Origin of the sequence: Clostridium sp. KNHs216 (genome assembly GCF_006714885.1) — a bacterium.
Classification (GTDB): Bacteria; Bacillota; Clostridia; order Oscillospirales; family Acutalibacteraceae; genus Caproiciproducens.
Map to the genome: position 1 here is coordinate 741,178 of NZ_VFMF01000001.1, position 17,123 is coordinate 758,300.

Genomic DNA, 17,123 nt, shown 5'->3' on the forward strand with positions numbered 1-17,123 from the left:
AAAAACGCAGGATTCCCCTGCTCTATCCTGATAAATTACTGAATTCTTATAGTATAGCATACTGCGTGAAAGTAAAAAGTATTTTTATTCAAATTTGTAATAAGACACAAATTTCAACGGATTCTTTTCCCGTTTTATGTATCTGTTTCCCTATGCCGGAAATCCGGGAATTTCCGCTCCCCAACCCGCATTGGCGGCAAGCCGGACATCGCATAATGCCGCCGTCATTTGCATAAAGATTATCACCCGCGAAGCGCAGGGTGTACCCTGAATCCCCTTTTTCCGTTAGATTATTACAATTTATTCTTTATATATAATTATTTTTATGAAAATAAATCATTGTACACGAAAATAAAATAGTGTATATTTTATTTAATGTTATCTGCTGTTTTTTCAATAGTGCTATTGGAAAGGACGTGAGCATGTGAAAACAAATCCAAAGCTGAAAACGGTTTTGATTCTTGCCATTTCCTGCTCTGTTCTGACCACTTCCTTCACTGTGTTTGCCTTTCAGCTGAAAAAAGATATCCGGAATTTTGTCGATCAGGAAATTGAGGAAAGCGAACGGCAGAATTCCGAGGCATTGTCCGGCCAGTTCAGCGAAAAGTTTGCGGTTTTAGGCTCTCTGGCGTCTTTTATTGGCAGCAGAGATGTCCAAAGCGATGCAGTTGTTACAGAAGCGATGCGCTCTTTTGCCAAAAACGGCGCGTTCGTACAGACCGCCATTGCGGATTTGAACGGAGACAGCACTTCGGACAGCGGCGAAAAAAGCAATGTGGCGGAATATGATTTCTTTAAAAAGTCCTTAACTGGTCAAAAAGCAGTCTGCGGCTTTGCTTTTTACGGAAAAAAGAGGCTTCTTTTTGCCGTACCGGTCTATCAAAAGGAAGCCGTAACCGGCGTCCTGATAGGGATTTCCGACACCGGGCCGCTGACGGACGCCCTCAGCACCGCCGTATACGGCGGCTCCGGCTCCCGCCTTCTGCTCGGCCGCGACGGCAGCGTCATTCTTCAGTCGGACACGCCGTTTGACAGCAAAAACGAAAATCTGTTCTCCTGTCTGCTGAACAGAAGCCAGGGCAACCGGGACAGCATTGACCGCATCCGCGGAATCATGGACCGTTCGGAAAGCGGTACCGTGGAGTACAGGACCGGCGGTTCTTACGGCTATCTTTACTTTGCTCCCGTTGCGGGGACGGACTGGTACCTGGCCGCCGCGGTTCCGGGTGACGCGGTTTTTTCCAGATTCGGGCGTATTCTGCTACTGTGCGCAATTCCTGTGGCGGGGACCGCGCTGACTTTTCTTCTGCTCGGAACTTACTTTGTCGTTCTGCTGCGCCGGAAAAACGCTGATGTCAGAAAAGGGATTCAGGAGCTGAAAGCGCTGACCGCCAATATTCCCGGCTGCGTGCAGCACTGCAAATACGACAGCTCCCTTACGATTGTGTACTGCAGCGACGGCTTTCCGCAGCTGACCGGATATACCACGGAAGAAATCGGGCGGTGCTTTCACAACCGGTTCCTCCCCATGATTTATGAGCCCGACCGCGAGGTCGTTCAGCGGAGCATAGACGCCCAGCTTCAGAACGGCAGCGTCATCGACGTGCAGTACCGCCTGTTAAGAAAGGACGGCTCCCTGATCTGGATTCTCGACAAGGGACAGCTGATGGCCGAAATCGGCATGGAGCCCGAGCTTTACTGCCTGCTGACGGACATTACCGGCCAGCGGGAGATCATGCAGGAGCTGGAAATCAGCAATGAGCGCTATCAAATCGTACTGGACCAGTCGGACAGTATGATTTTTGAATACGATATCGTCAACGGGACGGTATCCAACAGCACAAGCGGCCTTTCTGTGTTCGGCGGCGGCAGCGCAATCCGGAACTTTCCCGAAAGCGTGCTGGAAAGCGAAAGGATTCACCCCGATGACCTTGGCCTGTTCCGCTCCATGTTTACCGGCGTCAAAAACGGAGCGCACAGCGCGGAGGGCGAATACCGGCTGAAGGACCAGCAGGGCTCCTATCTCTGGTACAGCATGAAGATCACTACGATTTTTAATCAGAACGGCGAGCCGGTCCGGGCCATCGGCAGGATCAGCGACATCACCTGCCAGAAGGAAGCCACCCAAAAGCTGGTGCAGAAAGCGCAGCGCGACGGGCTGACCGGGCTGCTGAACAAATCCGCCACAAAAGCGTATATTGAACAGGCGCTGGCCGGCAACGAGCTCTGCGCACTGTATATCATTGACGTCGATCATTTCAAGGATATCAACGATCACCTTGGCCATATGTTCGGCGACACGGTGCTGGCGGAAATCGGCGGCAAGCTGAAAAAGCTGTTCCGTACCTCCGACGTGGTGGGACGCGTCGGAGGGGATGAATTCATGGTGCTTCTGAAAAGTATCGGCGACCTGTCCCTGGTGGCCGAAAAGGCGGACGCCATTCACCGGAGCCTGCAGCAGACTTTCCGGAACGGGCCGAAACAGTATTCCATCTCCGGCAGCATCGGTATCGCAATTTACCCAAAAGACGGCAGAACCTACGCGGAATTATACAAAAGAGCGGACGCCGCCCTTTACGAAGCGAAGCGCTGCGGCAGAAGCCGGTTTGTCGTTTTTGACAGCCAGCTTGAAACATCCGGGCGCATAAACGGCGCTCCCGAACAATATGATCCCCCTCAGTAAAAACCATTGGAAACTACAGGAAGCCAGCTTCCGGCAACTGCGCCGGCGACCGGCTTCCCTTTTCATAAATCCCCGAAATTCTTGAAATAGCCCCAAATCGTGATATAATTCTATAGCAATTCCATTTCAGTTTACGAGACAAAACACGTTCCCGCCTTCGGCGAGAGGAACGCAGCCTTGTTGCAGAATCAACTGGAAATGCTGTAAGCAGTTATGCAAGGGAGGAAAAAATGGATAAAAACAAAAAAATCATTCTGACGCTCAGCGTCCTGCTGGCCGCCGTCATCGTTTGTCTGGCCTTCCTCTGGATCAGATTCGGACAGCGCGCGGACAGCTACGAATGTACGAACTTCGCAATGGGAACTTATGTCCAGCAGACCGTTTACGGAAAAAACGCGGAGGCGGCGGCAACCGCCGCGGCTAAAAAAATAGGCGAGCTGGAAAACCTGATTTCATGGAGAATCGCGGACTCTGATATCGACAAGCTGAATCAGGCTTCCGGCTCCAGTTGGGTCAAGCTCGACGCGAGGACCGTCGCTCTGCTTCAAAAAAGCCTTACCGTCGCTCAGAAGTCCGGCGGAGCCTTTGACCCCACCATCCTGCCGATTACCTCTCTATGGGATTTCGGAGGAGAGAATCAGCGTGTTCCCTCAAAAGCGGAAATCGATACCTATTTAAAATACGTGGACTATCACAATTTAAGAGTAAACGAACAGGATTCCACCGCGTCCCTGAAGCTGCACTACACCGCGGTCGAGCTGGGCGCGATCGGAAAGGGCGCCGCCTGTGACGAAGCAGTCGCCGCCTACCGGCAGGCCGGCGCGGACTGCGGAATCGTCGCCGTCGGCGGCAGCGTGGGGGTATTCGGCACCAAACAGAACAAATCGCCCTGGCGAGTGGCGGTGCGCGATCCCCGCAGCTCCGAAACGCAGAGCGCTTCCATGGGCACGATCGACCTGGCCTCCGGTTTTGTGTCCACTTCCGGTACATACGAAAAGAATTTTACGGAAAACGGCGTTACCTACCACCATCTTTTAAACCCGAAAACCGGCTACCCGGAAAACAACGGCCTGCTTTCCGTCACGGTGGTCTGTGACAACGGCGCGCTGAGCGACGCGCTTTCCACCGCCTGTTTTGTTTTGGGAAAAGAGAAAGGGACCGCCCTTCTGAAAGAATACAACGCCGGAGGAATCTTTATCAACAGCGATAATGAGGTATCTGTCACGGATAATCTCGCAAATTCTTTTAAAATTGTCGAAAAGCAATATATCTTGAAGTAAAATGAGTTAAAATTAGAATATTAAGATCTTTATATCCTATCTTCTCAAACACACTCCGGCAACCTTCGTTTTCCCGCAGCACGTCTGTGGACAAACTCTGCAGGCGTGTTTTTCATGTATATCAGAACCGTTTACCGGTAATTGATAACAGATGAGTAAATATGGAGGAAAAAACATGGAATTGACATTTCCGGCCAGGCCATTCAAAACGCATGGCGGTGCGGACGTTCCCCACAATAAGAACACGGCGCAGGCCGAGTCCGCCGTGATGCCGCCTCCGGCACAGGTAGTGCTGCCTATGCAGCAGCATGCAGGCGCTCCCTGTACCCCGCTTGTAAAAGTTGGTGAAACCGTTCTGGTGGGACAGAAAATTGCGGACAGCAGCGCGTTCATCAGCGCCCCGATTCATGCGAGCGTCTCAGGCAGAGTCAGCGCGATCAAAAAGGTCATGCTGCCCGGCGGACAGTACACCGACTCGGTTGTCATCGACTCCGACGGTCAGATGACCGTTTCCCCGGACATAAAACCGCCGGTAACGGAAACACCGGAAGCGTTTACGAAAGCGATCCGGGAATCGGGGCTGGTAGGGCTTGGCGGCGCGGGGTTCCCGGCGCACGTAAAGCTCCACGTTCCGAAGGATAAAAAGCTCGACACCATGATTGTCAATGCCGCGGAATGCGAACCGTACATAACATCGGACAACCGCGAGGCGATTGAAAACTCCTGGGACGTGCTTTCGGGGATTTACGCCGTGGCGGAGCTGTTAAAGCTGGAACGCGTGATGATTGCCGTTGAAGACAACAAGCCAGACGTCATTGAAATCCTGAAAAAAATCGCGGACAGCAAAACAAACGACCCGGAAGACCGCGTGCGCATTCTTCCCCTGCACGCGCGTTATCCGCAGGGCGCTGAAAAGGTGCTGATCAAGGCCTGTACGGACCGCGAAATCCCGATGGGAAAGCTGCCCGCCGACGTGGGCTGCCTTGTGATGAACATTACCTCTGTTTCCTTTATCGCCAAATACCTGAAAACAGGGATGCCGCTTGTAACAAAGCGGGTCACCGTTGACGGGTCGGCGATCCGGAATCCACAGAATGTCATTGTCCCGATCGGCACAAAGATCGCCGACATGATCGAATTCTGCGGCGGGTACCAGTCGGAGCCGAAAAAGCTTCTGATGGGCGGCCCCATGATGGGTCTCGCCTTGGTCAGCGACGAGCTTCCGGTACTGAAGCAGAACAACGGCATCCTCGCGTTCGGGGACAAGGAAGCCCGGATGAACGCGCCGACCGCCTGCATCCGCTGCGGCCGCTGTGTGGACGGCTGTCCTATGAATCTGATCCCCACGCAGCTTGAAAAATACTCCAATGCCAAGGATGTTGAAAAGCTTCAGGAATACGACGTCATGACCTGCATGGAATGCGGAACCTGTGCCTTCAACTGCCCGGCGGGCAGGCCTCTTGTACAAGCCATCCGGCTTGGCAAGGGGCTGGTAAAAGCGGGAGGTAAAAAATAATGACAGAGAAATTGATCGTATCGTCTTCTCCTCATATCAGAAGCGGCGTAACGACCCCCAAAATCATGCTGGACGTTATTTTTGCGCTGACTCCGGCGGCAATCGCTTCCGTGATTATCTTCGGATTCAAGGCCCTTGTGCTCATCCTCTGCTCCGTTGCTTCCTGCGTCCTCAGCGAATATGTCTGCAGAAAGGTCATGAAGCGTGAAAACACCATCGGCGACCTGAGCGCCGCAGTAACCGGAATCCTGATTGCATTTAACGTACCCGTGGGCGTCAGTCCGTTCATTGTCATCTTCGGCGGAGTTGCCGCCATTGTGGTGGTAAAGCAGATGTTCGGCGGAATCGGGCAGAATTTTGTGAACCCGGCGCTGACCGCGCGCATTATCCTGATGTCCTCCTTCCCCGCCCAGATGAGCAGCTGGGACGCCCCGTTTTATTATCTGCACAGCGCCGACGCGATGACCACCGCTTCCCCGCTCGGCATTTTGAAGGAGGGCGCAAGCGGCACCATGCCGACGCTGCTCAATATGCTGGTCGGCGTCCGCGCGGGATGCCTTGGGGAAACCTGTGCAGTGGCGCTGATTCTCGGCGGTATCTATCTGGTGGTGCGCGGAGTCATCAGCCCCGTCATCCCGCTGTGCTATATCGGCTCCGTTGCCGTGATCTCCCTGATTTCAGGGAGGAACGTTCTGTTCGACCTGCTCGCAGGCGGTCTGCTGCTCGGCGCCATCTTCATGGCGACCGATTACGCTACCTCCCCGATCAACCTGAAGGGCAAGATCGTCTTTGCCATTGGCGCAGGCGTCATTACCATGCTCATCCGTATTTTCGGCCAGCTCCCGGAAGGCGTGTCCTTCTCCATCATTCTGATGAACCTTCTGGTACCGCATATTGAGCGCCTGACACGTCCTGTCCCATTCGGAAAGGAGCGTGTGAAAATTGAAGATTGACAAAAAAGAGGTGCTCACCCCCGCCATCACACTGTTTGTGATCTGCCTGGTCACCGCGGTACTGCTGGCGGGTACAAACCTGATGACACGCGATAAAATTGTGGAGATCAACAAGCAGTCCGAAGCTGCTTCCCGCCAGCTTGTACTTCCCTCCGCGAAGGATTTTGAGAATTCCAAGGACGGCACGTACGCGATTGGCAAAAACGGGAACGAGCTCGCCGGATATGTGTTTACCACCAGGACAAAAAGCTACGGCGGCGACCTGAAGGTGATGACCGGTATTGACAAGGATGGTAAAATCACAGGAGTCGTCCTGCTGACCATCGGCGACACTCCGGGTCTCGGCCTGAACGCGGAAAAAGAGAGTTTTCGCGGCCAGTATCAGAAAGCGGCCCCTGAAAACGGATTTGAAGTGATTAAATCCGGTACCGCCTCGGATACACAGATCGAGGCGATGACGGGCGCCACCATTACGAGCAAAGCCGTCACCACATGCGTGAACGACGCAATCAAACAATATCAGAAAGTAAAGGGGGGCGAATAAAATGGCGAAAACTCCATGGCAGGAATTCAGCAAGGGCATCATCAAGGAGAATCCTGTTCTTCGCCTTGTGCTCGGCACCTGCGCCACGCTTGCGCTGAGTACCTCCGCAAGCAATGCGATCGGCATGGGTCTTGCCACGACCTTTGTACTGGTGGGATCGAACACAGTCATTTCCCTGCTGCGCAGGGTCATTCCGGATAAGGTGCGTATCCCCTGCTATATCACGCTGATCGCGGGCTTTGTCACCATTGTGCAGATGCTGATCGAAGCGTATTCCCCCGGCCTGAAAGCGGCACTCGGCATCTACCTCCCCCTGATTGTCGTGAACTGCATCATTCTGGGCAGGGCCGAGATGTTTGCGAACAAAAACAAGGTCCTTCCGTCCGTTTTGGATGCTTTGGGTATGGGCGCCGGCTTTACCGCCACGCTGCTGGTGATGGGCATCATCCGCGAGCTTCTGGGCGCCGGAACGGTTTTCGGCTTTCCGATTACCGCCGGGTTCGTATCGCCCATCATCATCTTCCTGCTCCCTCCGGGAGGCTTCTTCGTGTTCGGCATGATGATTGCGCTGGCAAACAAGCTGGCTGCTGAAAAGGGTGCCGAACCGGCTGAGCTGGGCTGTCAGAACTGTCCTCTCTGCGGAAGCTGCTCCATGATGGGTGAAAAAGAAAAGGAGTGTGCGGGAAAATGATCAAGGGATTAGTCGCCATTTTTTTGGCAGCCATACTGACCGAAAACTACATTCTCAATAAATTTCTGGGCATCTGCCCCTTTCTGGGCGTTTCCAAAAAGCTCGACACCGCAACCGGCATGAGCATTGCGGTTACCGTCGTCATGGTGATTTCCACCGCGGTGACGTGGCCGATCTACACCTTTGTTCTGGTTCCGCTGAACCTCGCGTACTTACAGACGATCGTGTTTATTCTGATTATTGCGGCCCTCGTTCAGTTTATTGAGACGGTACTGAAAAAATATATTCCCTCCCTGTACAATGCGCTCGGCATTTACCTTCCCCTCATTACCACCAACTGCGCCGTACTCGGCGTAACCATGCTGGTCATTGAAAAGGGCCAGTCCGATCCGACCTTTGGCTTTATCCAGTCGCTTGTAAACGCGTTTGGCTCCGGCATCGGCTTTCTGGTGGCCATGGTTATCTTCGCGGGAGTGCGGGAAAGAATTGAAAATAACGATATTCCGAAATTCCTTCAGGGTTTGCCGATCACACTGGTTGCCGCGTCGCTGACAGCCGTGTCGTTTCTCGGCTTTCAGGGCCTTGTTGACGGCATGCTGGGTTAGGAGATGCAGATATGAATGAAATATTGACTCCGATCCTGATTGTGGCCGGGATCGGCCTTTTATCAGGCCTCATCCTTGCGATTGCGTCGATCGTCATGGCCGTGCCCAAGGACGAAAAAGCCGAAGCAATCCGCGACATGCTCCCGGGAGCCAATTGCGGCGCCTGCGGATATTCCGGCTGTGACGGCTACGCAAAGGCGCTGTCCTCGAGCGAGGCGAAACCCGGACTCTGCCCGGTGGGCGGCGCGGCGGTAGCAAAAACTATTTCCGAATACCTTGGCTGCGACCCGGGCGACGTGGAAGCAAAGGTGGCCTTGGTCCACTGCCTTGGCAGCTATGACAATACGACCGATAAGGTGGAGTACGAAGGAATTGCGACCTGCGCGGGAGCGGCGATCGTCGCCGGCGGCGTGGCAAGCTGTCAGTACGGCTGCATGGGCCTGGGCGACTGTATGAATGCCTGCCAATATGGCGCGATCAGCGTTTGCAACGGTGTTGCCAAAATTGATCCGGTCAAATGCAGAGGCTGTTCCATGTGTGTAAAAGCCTGCCCGAAACACCTGATTTCGTTTGTCCCCGCAACAAAGCAGGCGGTGGTCCGGTGCAGCAACTGCGATAAGGGCGCCCTGACCGGCAAAGTCTGCAAGGTCGGCTGTATCGGATGTATGAAATGTGAAAAGACCTGCCAGTACGATGCCATCCATGTCGCAAATTCCCTTGCAGCCGTCGATCCTTCTAAATGTGTCGGCTGCGGCGAGTGCGCCGGCGTTTGCCCAAGGCACTGCATTACCATGTTCGAAGTATAATAAGCAATAGAACCCAAAACGGGGTGTAACCCGGTGATCCGGGATGCACCCCAATTTATTCAACTTTCATAAAGGTTTATATTGCTTTTTTTATGAGTTTATTATATAATATAACACGTTGTTCATGCCGGTGTGATGGAATTGGCAGACGTAGTGGACTCAAAATCCACCGGTAGCGATACCGTGCCGGTTCGAGTCCGGCCACCGGCACCAAAAAGCAGTTCGGCCCTTATGGGCTGGGCTGCTTTTTCGCGTTGATGGCTCCATTCCCCGAACCGCGGTGCAGGTTGGGAGAAACATCCGGAAATCAAATTCTCCGGGATAAATGCAGGGACTCGCGGAACGCGGGTTCAGCGTGCCAACACCCGAGTCCGGCCACCGGCGCCAAAAAGCAGTTCGGCCCTTATGGGCTGGGCTGCTTTTTCGCGTTGATGGCTCCGTTCCCCGAACCGCGGTGCAGGTTGGGAGAAACATTCGGAAATCAAATTCTCCGGGATAAATGCAGGGACTCGCGGAACGCGGGTTCAGCGTGCCAACACCCGAGTCCGGCCACCGGCACCACAATCGTTTCTACGGGAATTGAGAAATCATTCTGTAGGAACGATTTTTATTTTGTGCTATAATTAGACGATATACCCACTTAACGGAGCGATAAACAAAAATTTGTAGGGGGTGATAGCATGCCTGCAATTTTTATAAATGGATGCAACCAATTTCAAGAAATTTTGAAGTTAATAGGCACTCTACCACCGCATAATTGGTTAGTAAGCAATTTGGACTGCTTTGATTGTTTCGGATGGGACGGCTGTGAAAAATGGGCAAATGAAACAATGATTTTAACCGAAGAAGAATTCCGGAAAGATATAATGTTACGCAATCCCTGGTTTATTTGGGGTGCCTTCTCTGCAATTACTATTGAGCATACAAAAGAAGAAATATACTCATACGAGTTGCCTTGGTTGGAAAACCCATATTATATGAGTAGTATGATTATTCCTCAGCATCCTCTAGCATTTTTAGAGATCTCAGTTTTCGATGGGTGCTATACGATTGTGTCGTCAAAGGATAAGAAAATAATCGAACCGCTCTATTTGATGCAGGGTGATGTTCATGATGAAGAATCATCTAATCAACGGATGAACGCAGAATTACGCAGGATACAGGATATATTGCGTGCTATGGTGCCAGATGTGCTTCCCGAAATTGCCAATGAAGTTCAATGGAAATGCTGGCACGCTCTGTTTAGAGAAAGGATCGGGAATGTGTTTGACTCTATACTTAAATGCGAGGTTGAAAAGTGGTATGAACATATAACGAAATCTGCATATAAGTGCAACACAACTTTTTGGGATCCGTATACACAGTAAACATGGCAACAAATTTGGAGAAAATCAAGCCGGTTAAGTGACAAATTTCAATTTGCCGGTCTGTTATGCGAATTTAGTGGTGTAATTATTCGGTTGCCTGATGCCGAAAACCTTTATTTTATGCGGGTTCCCGAGTTTGTCGTTATGAACACTCGTAGCAAAATCGTTTCTACGGGAATTGAGAAATCATTCTGTAGGAACGATTTTTATTTTGTGCTATAATTTTGATAGATAACAGAGCACCAAACAGGAATTTATAGTTTAGATTAGTAAGTATTTTTTGATAATAAGGAGTTAACATGACTATTACAGAGGAGTTTGAATTATATCAAAGAGAATTAAATTTAATACTGATACAGAATCCCATAGAATGCGAGCTCTATTCCGTAATCGCGGCATTGCTTAGGAACAGAGAAAACATAAAAAATTATTCTTTGAGAGATGTATCTGCCCGGCGGAAATCCACAATTGGCAATAAATTTCTGACTACAGCTGGCTTTCCGGATTTCGCAGTCATGACAATAAAAGAACCAAAAATGATAGGTGTAGTTGAAATAAAGAGACTTGTTGTAAATCTTGACAACGAGGAAACACAGGCAGAAAAGCATCGGTACAGAGAAAATGATACCGAAAATCCACTAGTTGTATTATATACAAATGGCTTGGAATGGCGCTTATATGCAGGTTCGGGTGAATTTGGTGAAATTAAAGATAAGAGAATCTCCCTTGGAAAAGTCAATGAGGGGGACAGGAAAATAGATTGGGAAAATGGCAAATGGAATTCTTTAATAAAATTATTGGAAGGGATTGATTGGACAGGAGCCTCATATTAAAGCAAACTAAAAATATAAAATAAATTCCGATTTGCTTATGATTTAATAATGAGGTATAAAGATGGGACAAATCCAGTTTATTAACAATCATTTTGTAGGAACGATTTCTATTTTGTGCTATAATTTAATAAATGGTGTATCGATGCCGTAGAGCTAAACAGGGATTTGACGGGCAGTGAATTGTCGATTATTTATATAATGTGAAAACAAACCGGCATTCACCCTGACTCTAACGCTCCCGAATAAGTCTAACACCTAAATCAAACGCCCTCTTCAAATCCTCAGCCGGAATTTTCTCGACGCGGCTCGATTTTTCTTCCAGATCCGGCATCTGATAAACATACTTTGAATAATCATCAAACAGAACGGTGTCGGTCAGCGTCAGCAACTCACAGCTGCCCAAGGTATGGCCAAGCATTTCTTTTAAACGATCTAGAGTATCCTTAACTCCTCTTGCAACATAAGATTCATCATCCCCATTCATTGTCGCAATCAGGGCTGTTTTAAAGAATTTTGGTTTCGGGCCTGTACCTTTAGCACCATAATCAAGATATTGGAACATTAATCTATTTGTGAATGAACTCATTTGACCTGATATATTAGCATAATAAATGGGCGAACCAAGAACGATGGCATCCGCTTGTTCAATGCTCTGCAGCAAGGGCCTCAGATCGTCGTTTAACGCACAATGCGCGGAGGGCTTGCGGTTTTTCAGCTTGCACGCATAACAGCTGATGCAGTCTTTGTAATTTAGGTCGAAAAGATTTACAAATTCCGTTTCAGCGCCTACTGATTTTGCGCCTTCAATGACTTTATGTAACATCTTTGCGGTATTGCCTTCTTTTCTTGCACTGCCACATACGGCGATAAGTTTCATAATGATACAAACCTTTCTATTGAGAAATTTCATTGGCAACGCTTAATTTTCTGCTTTGTTGCCTTGCAAATGAATTGTACGCCCTTTATAAATCATTGTCAATGCATTTATTAAAGCTATTTTTCAATTTCAGCTTGATAAAATCATTGACAATGCTTTTTGGTCTTGTATAATGGTCTTGAGGTGGTTCTATGAATACATTAGGCGAACGATTAAAATATGCTCGCAAAAAAGGCGGTTATACCCAAGAATCCTTGTCGGAAGCGATCGGGATCTCAAGGGGAGTTATTTTTAACCTTGAGAAAGATAAGACTGAGCCTCAAGGCATTGTCGTGAATGCTGTGTGTCAGACATTAAAAATCAATAAAGACTGGCTACTATATGGCGTTGGCAATATGGAAGATAAAAGCGAAACTTCTCGAAGCGCAAAGATTTTGACTGAACTCTATGATTCTGCAAAAAGCTTATCCGAAGAAGAACAGCTTTTTTTGTTGGACACAATAAAAGCATTAAAGTTCCGTTTGGGTGAAAATCCAAAAGCTTAGGCCTTTCAATCTGTTGCGGCGAAGGGAAAAATATCGGGTGTTCATAAGGACAAAACAGGCTGACATTTGTCGTCCTGTGGTTTTTATTTGATTGTTTATATGCTATACTTTGGGCAATGGCCGCTGATTTTTGAACATTACTACGGGAGATTTACTATGGACAATACTAAAGACAAAGAGCTGGCTAAAATAAGAGTATTAAAATTAGGTGAGAATCTATTGCAACAAAAATACAATGAGGAATTATCACGTGAACAATCGCTATTAACACAAGCAGCACAAATGCAAACGGCTTTTTCTGTGATAACTGCGGCTTTGTTTATGTTATTACCAATACTCATTGATAATCGAGGAACACTTGACCTCACCTTCATTTTTATTTTTGTATCAATAATTACACTTTTTCTACTTGTAAGTTTTGTTCTTGCGCTGTTAGCTCAATGGAGGTTTAAAATAAGAACACTTTCAGGTAGTGACATACAGAATAATATTATAGACAGTATCAATGAACTATTAGCGGAAGAAAAAATAATCGTTTATAAGACTAATCTATTGAAAAAATTACAGACTGATAGGTTTAAAGCAAATGAAAAGCGTGTTTTTTACATAACAATATCCATGATTGCGTTTTATTTATCAATTTTTCTGTGCTTAATTTTCTTCGTTACATCCATCGTAATATTATTATAATTATGTGGGGGTATTAAATTGAAATTTAGATTAGGGGAAACTGTAGTTGATAAACGCACAACACTATTCGTTGTAATTATTGGATGTCAAGAGCAATTAAATAGATTACCTATTTATCAAGTATTGGAACCGCGAAGTAAAAATATTTTTATTCGGAAGGAATTTGATCTGATGCCACAGGATCCTACTGGGCCTACTGATCCAAGTGGTGGTGTACCTCTTCCAAAATTCACATCGAGAGAAATTGCAGCTCTTAAAAGACTTATTAATGAAAATGATGATCTAATCGAGATTGAGACAATTCGATATAAATTAAAAAGTGACAGAATTGTTTATAGAAAATTGTATCCGATTATAGTACTCAATAAGAGAGGCCAAAACAACGAATTCTTTGCACAAAGGTAGGTCCTATTCTTTAGCCGCCTTTGCACTATATAAGCAAAAAGCACCAACCATTCAAAGTTAAGTGCTTTTCGTGTGTTATATTCATTTATCCGATGCCGTAAACCATTTTTTATGCGAGTTTTCGAGTTTGTCCTTATGAACACCCACACCAAAAAGCAGTTCGGTCCTTATGGGCTGGGCTGTTTTTTCGCGTTGATGGGCCCCATTCCCCGAACCGCGGTGCAGGTTCTGGGGAAAACCGATTTTTCCCTTCCTTCATCTCGCGGAAACGTTACGTGTTGCGAGAAGGTCGCAGCCCAGGCCGCAGAGATTCGCGGCCAGAACGTCGCCGATCGCAATCGGAGCCCGCGCACGCAGTTTCCGCGTCTCTCTCATGACGGTGAAAACCACCCCCTTCGAAACGGCTTTGCTGAGCCGGACGCTGCACAACGGCTCCGTCCCGTTCTCCACAAGGACGGTAGTCGTTACGGTGCGCTGCGGGTCCATCACCTCCGTGTATGCGTACTGTTTTCCGCGCTCGCATTTCGCCCCGAGGATACGGACGCATTCCTTTTCGGTTTCCACCGTCAGCAGGCATCCATTGGGGCAGATGATACAGGTCATTTCTTTTTTCATACGCATCGAACCTCGATTTCGTATCCTTGTTTCATCCGGTTTCCGGGCAGTGTCAGCTGCAGCATCTGGGCCGGCATCGCTTTTTTATACTGTTTTTGAAGGATGACCTCTCCGCCCTGCCAAATCTGAACCGCACAGTCTTCCATGGGGCGGCAGACCCGCAGGGAAAAGACGACCTCCCTTGTCCCGCTGATATACTGCGGCAGAATATGGCCGATTCCCTTCCCACAGGAAACCCGGACGCCGCAGTCGCCGAACCGGGAGGACTCTTCCAGATAGCGTGCGATCATGTCCGCCATCCGCTCGGCCTCGATCGATACAAAATCCACCAAATCATGAACGTGAAGGACATTGCCCGCTGAAAAAATCCCGCGAACGCTCGTCTGATAATTCTCATCCACCGCCGCCCCTCCGGTATGCGGGTCGAGCCGGATGTCCGCCTCCCGGCACAGTTCATTTTCCGGTATCAGCCCCACGGAAAGGATCAGTGTGTCGCATAGAAAATCCTGCTCGGTTCCCGGAATCGGCCGGAGCTCCCCGTCCACCTCCATCACGGTTACCCCTTCGACGCGCTCCCTTCCCTTGATTTCCGTTACGGAGCGGTTCAGGTACAGCGGAATATCATAATCGCGCAGACATTGCTCAATGTTCCGGGGAAGGCCGCTCGGATAAGGCATCAGCTCAAAAACGGCGCGGACCCTGGCCCCCTCCAGGCTGAGTCTGCGCGCCATAATCATGCCGATATCCCCGGAGCCCATAATTACGGCGTCTTTTCCCACCATGATATTTTTCAGATTGATGTAATTTTGCGCAAGCCCCGCCGTATAGATGCCGGCCGGCCTTGTCCCCGCAACCGCAAGGTTTCCCCTGGTCCGTTCCCGGCACCCCATTGCCAGCACTACCGCTTTTGCCGCATACTGCAAAAGCCCGTCTTTCGTTACGACGGTAATTACCCTGTCCGCCGTAATACGGACGACCGTCGCCCGCGTTCTGTATGCGATTTTCCGTTTCTTCACTTCCAGGATGAACCGATCCGCGTATTCCGGCCCGCTCAGGTTCCCTCCAAACCGGGACAGCCCAAACCCATCGTGGATACACTGCCGAAGGACGCCGCCCAGCTCCTCTTCCCGTTCCAGCAGCACGATGTCCGTGACGCCTTTCCGGCACAGCTCTACCGCGGCCGACAGGCCGGCAGCGCCGCCGCCGATAATCACGACCTCTTTCTCTGTCCGGATCATCTGATCGCCTCTTCCCTTCTAATTCTTTACTTTTCCGGTAAACAGATACGAATTCTTACTGAAAAGCCGGATTTCTTCCGGCCTGAGGCCGTATTCCTCCTGCATGAGCTCCACAATCCGGCTCTCACAGTAGCCGCCCTGGCACCGCCCCATGCCCGCCCGCGTCCGGTACTTGACACTGTTGACCGTCACGGCGTGCAGAGGATTCCGGATTGCCTTCCGGAGTTCGGCCTTCGTCACGTGCTCGCAGCGGCAGACCAGTTCGCCGTAATCCGCGTCCGCGGCAATCAGCCGCTCCTGTTCCTCCGCCGTACATTCCGCGAAACGGACGATCCGTTTATGGCGGGGATCAAATCCGGGCCGGGGCGGCAGCGGCTCTTTTTCCACAATCGCCTCGGCTACTCTGCGCGCGATCGGAAGCGCGCCGGTAAGCCCGGGAGACGTGATGGAGACCAGATTGACCGCGCAGGGCGCCTCCTCCTTTGTTTCAATCCGGAAGTCCAGCTCCTTCCCGGTCTCCGGATCTTCCACGCGCGGAAAGACACCCGCGTAGGAGCGGATGACATTCCTTCGGTCCAATTGCGGATAAAGCTCTTTCCCGTTTTCCATCAAAGGCCCGGCGGCCTCTCTCGTGGTTGCATAGCTTATTTCCCCGTCAGGATAGTAATTCACCGGTCCGATCAGAACATTTCCGTCTACGGTCGGCGTCACATGAACGCCGAATTCTCCGTTTTCGCCGGGTGTTGGATAAATCGGGAGTGTAACCTTTTTTCCGGTCAGCTTGTCCAGCAGAAAATATTCTCCGCGGAGGCGGTGGGGATCATAATGGCCGAATCCCAGCATCTCGCTGATCCGGCAGGCGGACAGTCCGGCGCAGTTGACGACCCAGCGTGTCCGGAACCGGCCGCCTCCTGTGCGCAGAGTATACCAACCGCTTTCCCGCGCGATGGAAAGCACTTCGCTGTCAAAATAATACCGCACTCCATTGGCGACCGCGTTCTCCGCCAGGGCAATCGTATAGAGGAACGGGTCCAGGATGCCCGCCGAGGGCACATAAAGCGCGAAGCTTCCTCCGATGGCCGGATTGACATCATCCATCTGAGCCCTGTCCAAAAATTTCAATCCCGGCACTCCGTTTTCCTTCCCCTGTCTCTGAAAATGCATCAGCTTGTTCCGGTCTTCCCGCGTGAACCCGACGATCATTTTTCCTGTCCGTTTGAACGGCACGTCCAGTTCTTCCGCCACCTGGTCAAATTCCCGGTTGCCCTCCACACAGCAGACCGTGCGCAGAAGCCCCGGCGCATTGAGAATTCCCGAATGCAGCAGGCCGGTGTTGCGGCCGCTGGTTGCCATGCACACATCCAGCTCTTTTTCCAGTACGGCAATCCTCGCGCGGTACCGGGACAGTTCGCGGGCCACGGCGCTTCCGACCACGCCGCCGCCGATAACCACAATATCATACTCTCCGTCCATTT

General features: G+C 50.3%; 17 protein-coding genes and 1 tRNA gene. 14 read left to right on the forward strand and 4 right to left on the reverse strand.

Annotated elements, in window-relative coordinates:
• Window positions 1-424: 424 nt before the first annotated feature.
• The 11 genes from LY85_RS03630 (at window position 425) to LY85_RS03680 (ending at window position 11,278) form a co-directional block, all read left to right on the forward strand.
• Complete coding sequence (locus tag LY85_RS03630; protein WP_141825484.1) at window positions 425-2,683, forward strand: diguanylate cyclase; 2,259 nt, start codon at window positions 425-427, stop codon at window positions 2,681-2,683.
• Between the two features lie 230 nt (window positions 2,684-2,913).
• Window positions 2,914-3,963 carry an FAD:protein FMN transferase gene (locus LY85_RS03635; protein WP_141825485.1) on the forward strand — a complete coding sequence of 350 codons (1,050 nt, stop codon included), beginning with the start codon at window positions 2,914-2,916 and terminating at the stop codon, window positions 3,961-3,963.
• A gap of 175 nt (window positions 3,964-4,138) precedes the next feature.
• Window positions 4,139-5,479, forward strand: coding sequence for an electron transport complex subunit RsxC (gene rsxC, locus LY85_RS03640; protein ID WP_141825486.1), 1,341 nt, complete (start codon window positions 4,139-4,141; stop codon window positions 5,477-5,479).
• Complete coding sequence (locus tag LY85_RS03645; protein WP_141825487.1) at window positions 5,479-6,432, forward strand: RnfABCDGE type electron transport complex subunit D; 954 nt, start codon at window positions 5,479-5,481, stop codon at window positions 6,430-6,432. The genes rsxC and LY85_RS03645 overlap by 1 nt, the downstream gene beginning before the upstream one ends.
• Window positions 6,422-6,976, forward strand: coding sequence for an FMN-binding protein (locus LY85_RS03650; RefSeq protein ID WP_141825488.1), 555 nt, complete (start codon window positions 6,422-6,424; stop codon window positions 6,974-6,976). The genes LY85_RS03645 and LY85_RS03650 overlap by 11 nt, the downstream gene beginning before the upstream one ends.
• A 1-nt stretch (window position 6,977) precedes the next feature.
• Complete coding sequence (locus tag LY85_RS03655; protein WP_141825489.1) at window positions 6,978-7,667, forward strand: electron transport complex subunit E; 690 nt, start codon at window positions 6,978-6,980, stop codon at window positions 7,665-7,667.
• Window positions 7,664-8,272, forward strand: a complete 609-nt coding sequence (locus LY85_RS03660; protein WP_141825490.1) for an RnfABCDGE type electron transport complex subunit A — start codon at window positions 7,664-7,666, stop codon at window positions 8,270-8,272. Before LY85_RS03655 ends, LY85_RS03660 begins: the two co-directional genes overlap by 4 nt.
• 11 nt (window positions 8,273-8,283) lie before the next feature.
• Entirely contained in the window at window positions 8,284-9,078 is a 795-nt protein-coding gene (locus LY85_RS03665) for an RnfABCDGE type electron transport complex subunit B (protein WP_141825491.1), read from the forward strand.
• Between the two features lie 126 nt (window positions 9,079-9,204).
• A tRNA-Leu gene (locus tag LY85_RS03670) sits at window positions 9,205-9,291 on the forward strand.
• A 467-nt stretch (window positions 9,292-9,758) separates the two neighbouring features.
• Window positions 9,759-10,445 (forward strand): hypothetical protein, encoded by a 687-nt coding sequence (locus LY85_RS03675; protein ID WP_141825492.1) that lies wholly within the window; start codon window positions 9,759-9,761, stop codon window positions 10,443-10,445.
• A gap of 299 nt (window positions 10,446-10,744) precedes the next feature.
• Window positions 10,745-11,278: a hypothetical protein gene (locus tag LY85_RS03680; protein WP_141825493.1), complete on the forward strand. Its 534-nt coding sequence runs from the start codon at window positions 10,745-10,747 to the stop codon at window positions 11,276-11,278.
• A gap of 229 nt (window positions 11,279-11,507) precedes the next feature.
• Here the strand turns inward: LY85_RS03680 and LY85_RS03685 are convergent, their stop codons facing one another.
• Window positions 11,508-12,155 carry a flavodoxin family protein gene (locus tag LY85_RS03685; RefSeq protein ID WP_185741082.1) on the reverse strand — a complete coding sequence of 216 codons (648 nt, stop codon included), beginning with the start codon at window positions 12,153-12,155 and terminating at the stop codon, window positions 11,508-11,510.
• A 191-nt stretch (window positions 12,156-12,346) separates the two neighbouring features.
• Here LY85_RS03685 and LY85_RS03690 point away from each other — a divergent pair, with 191 nt between their 5' ends.
• From LY85_RS03690 to LY85_RS03700, 3 genes are all read left to right on the forward strand, one after another.
• Window positions 12,347-12,700 carry a helix-turn-helix domain-containing protein gene (locus tag LY85_RS03690; RefSeq protein WP_141825495.1) on the forward strand — a complete coding sequence of 118 codons (354 nt, stop codon included), beginning with the start codon at window positions 12,347-12,349 and terminating at the stop codon, window positions 12,698-12,700.
• Between the two features lie 156 nt (window positions 12,701-12,856).
• A complete protein-coding gene (locus tag LY85_RS03695) occupies window positions 12,857-13,390 on the forward strand; it encodes a hypothetical protein (RefSeq protein ID WP_141825496.1) in 534 nt (177 codons plus the stop codon).
• Window positions 13,391-13,408: 18 nt separating this feature from the next.
• Window positions 13,409-13,795, forward strand: coding sequence for a hypothetical protein (locus tag LY85_RS03700; RefSeq protein WP_141825497.1), 387 nt, complete (start codon window positions 13,409-13,411; stop codon window positions 13,793-13,795).
• A 255-nt stretch (window positions 13,796-14,050) separates the two neighbouring features.
• Here LY85_RS03700 and LY85_RS03705 read toward each other — a convergent pair whose 3' ends face one another.
• The 3 genes from LY85_RS03705 to LY85_RS03715 are packed head-to-tail and all read right to left on the reverse strand — an operon-like array spanning window position 14,051 to window position 17,121.
• Window positions 14,051-14,410 carry a DUF1667 domain-containing protein gene (locus LY85_RS03705; RefSeq protein ID WP_185741083.1) on the reverse strand — a complete coding sequence of 120 codons (360 nt, stop codon included), beginning with the start codon at window positions 14,408-14,410 and terminating at the stop codon, window positions 14,051-14,053.
• On the reverse strand, window positions 14,407-15,648 hold the full coding sequence (locus LY85_RS03710) for an FAD-dependent oxidoreductase (protein ID WP_141825499.1): 1,242 nt from the start codon (window positions 15,646-15,648) through the stop codon (window positions 14,407-14,409). Before LY85_RS03710 ends, LY85_RS03705 begins: the two co-directional genes overlap by 4 nt.
• An 18-nt stretch (window positions 15,649-15,666) precedes the next feature.
• The gene (locus LY85_RS03715; protein ID WP_141825500.1) at window positions 15,667-17,121 is read right to left on the reverse strand and encodes an NAD(P)/FAD-dependent oxidoreductase; all 1,455 of its coding nucleotides are present in this window, start codon (window positions 17,119-17,121) and stop codon (window positions 15,667-15,669) included.
• Between the last annotated feature and the right edge of the window lie 2 nt (window positions 17,122-17,123).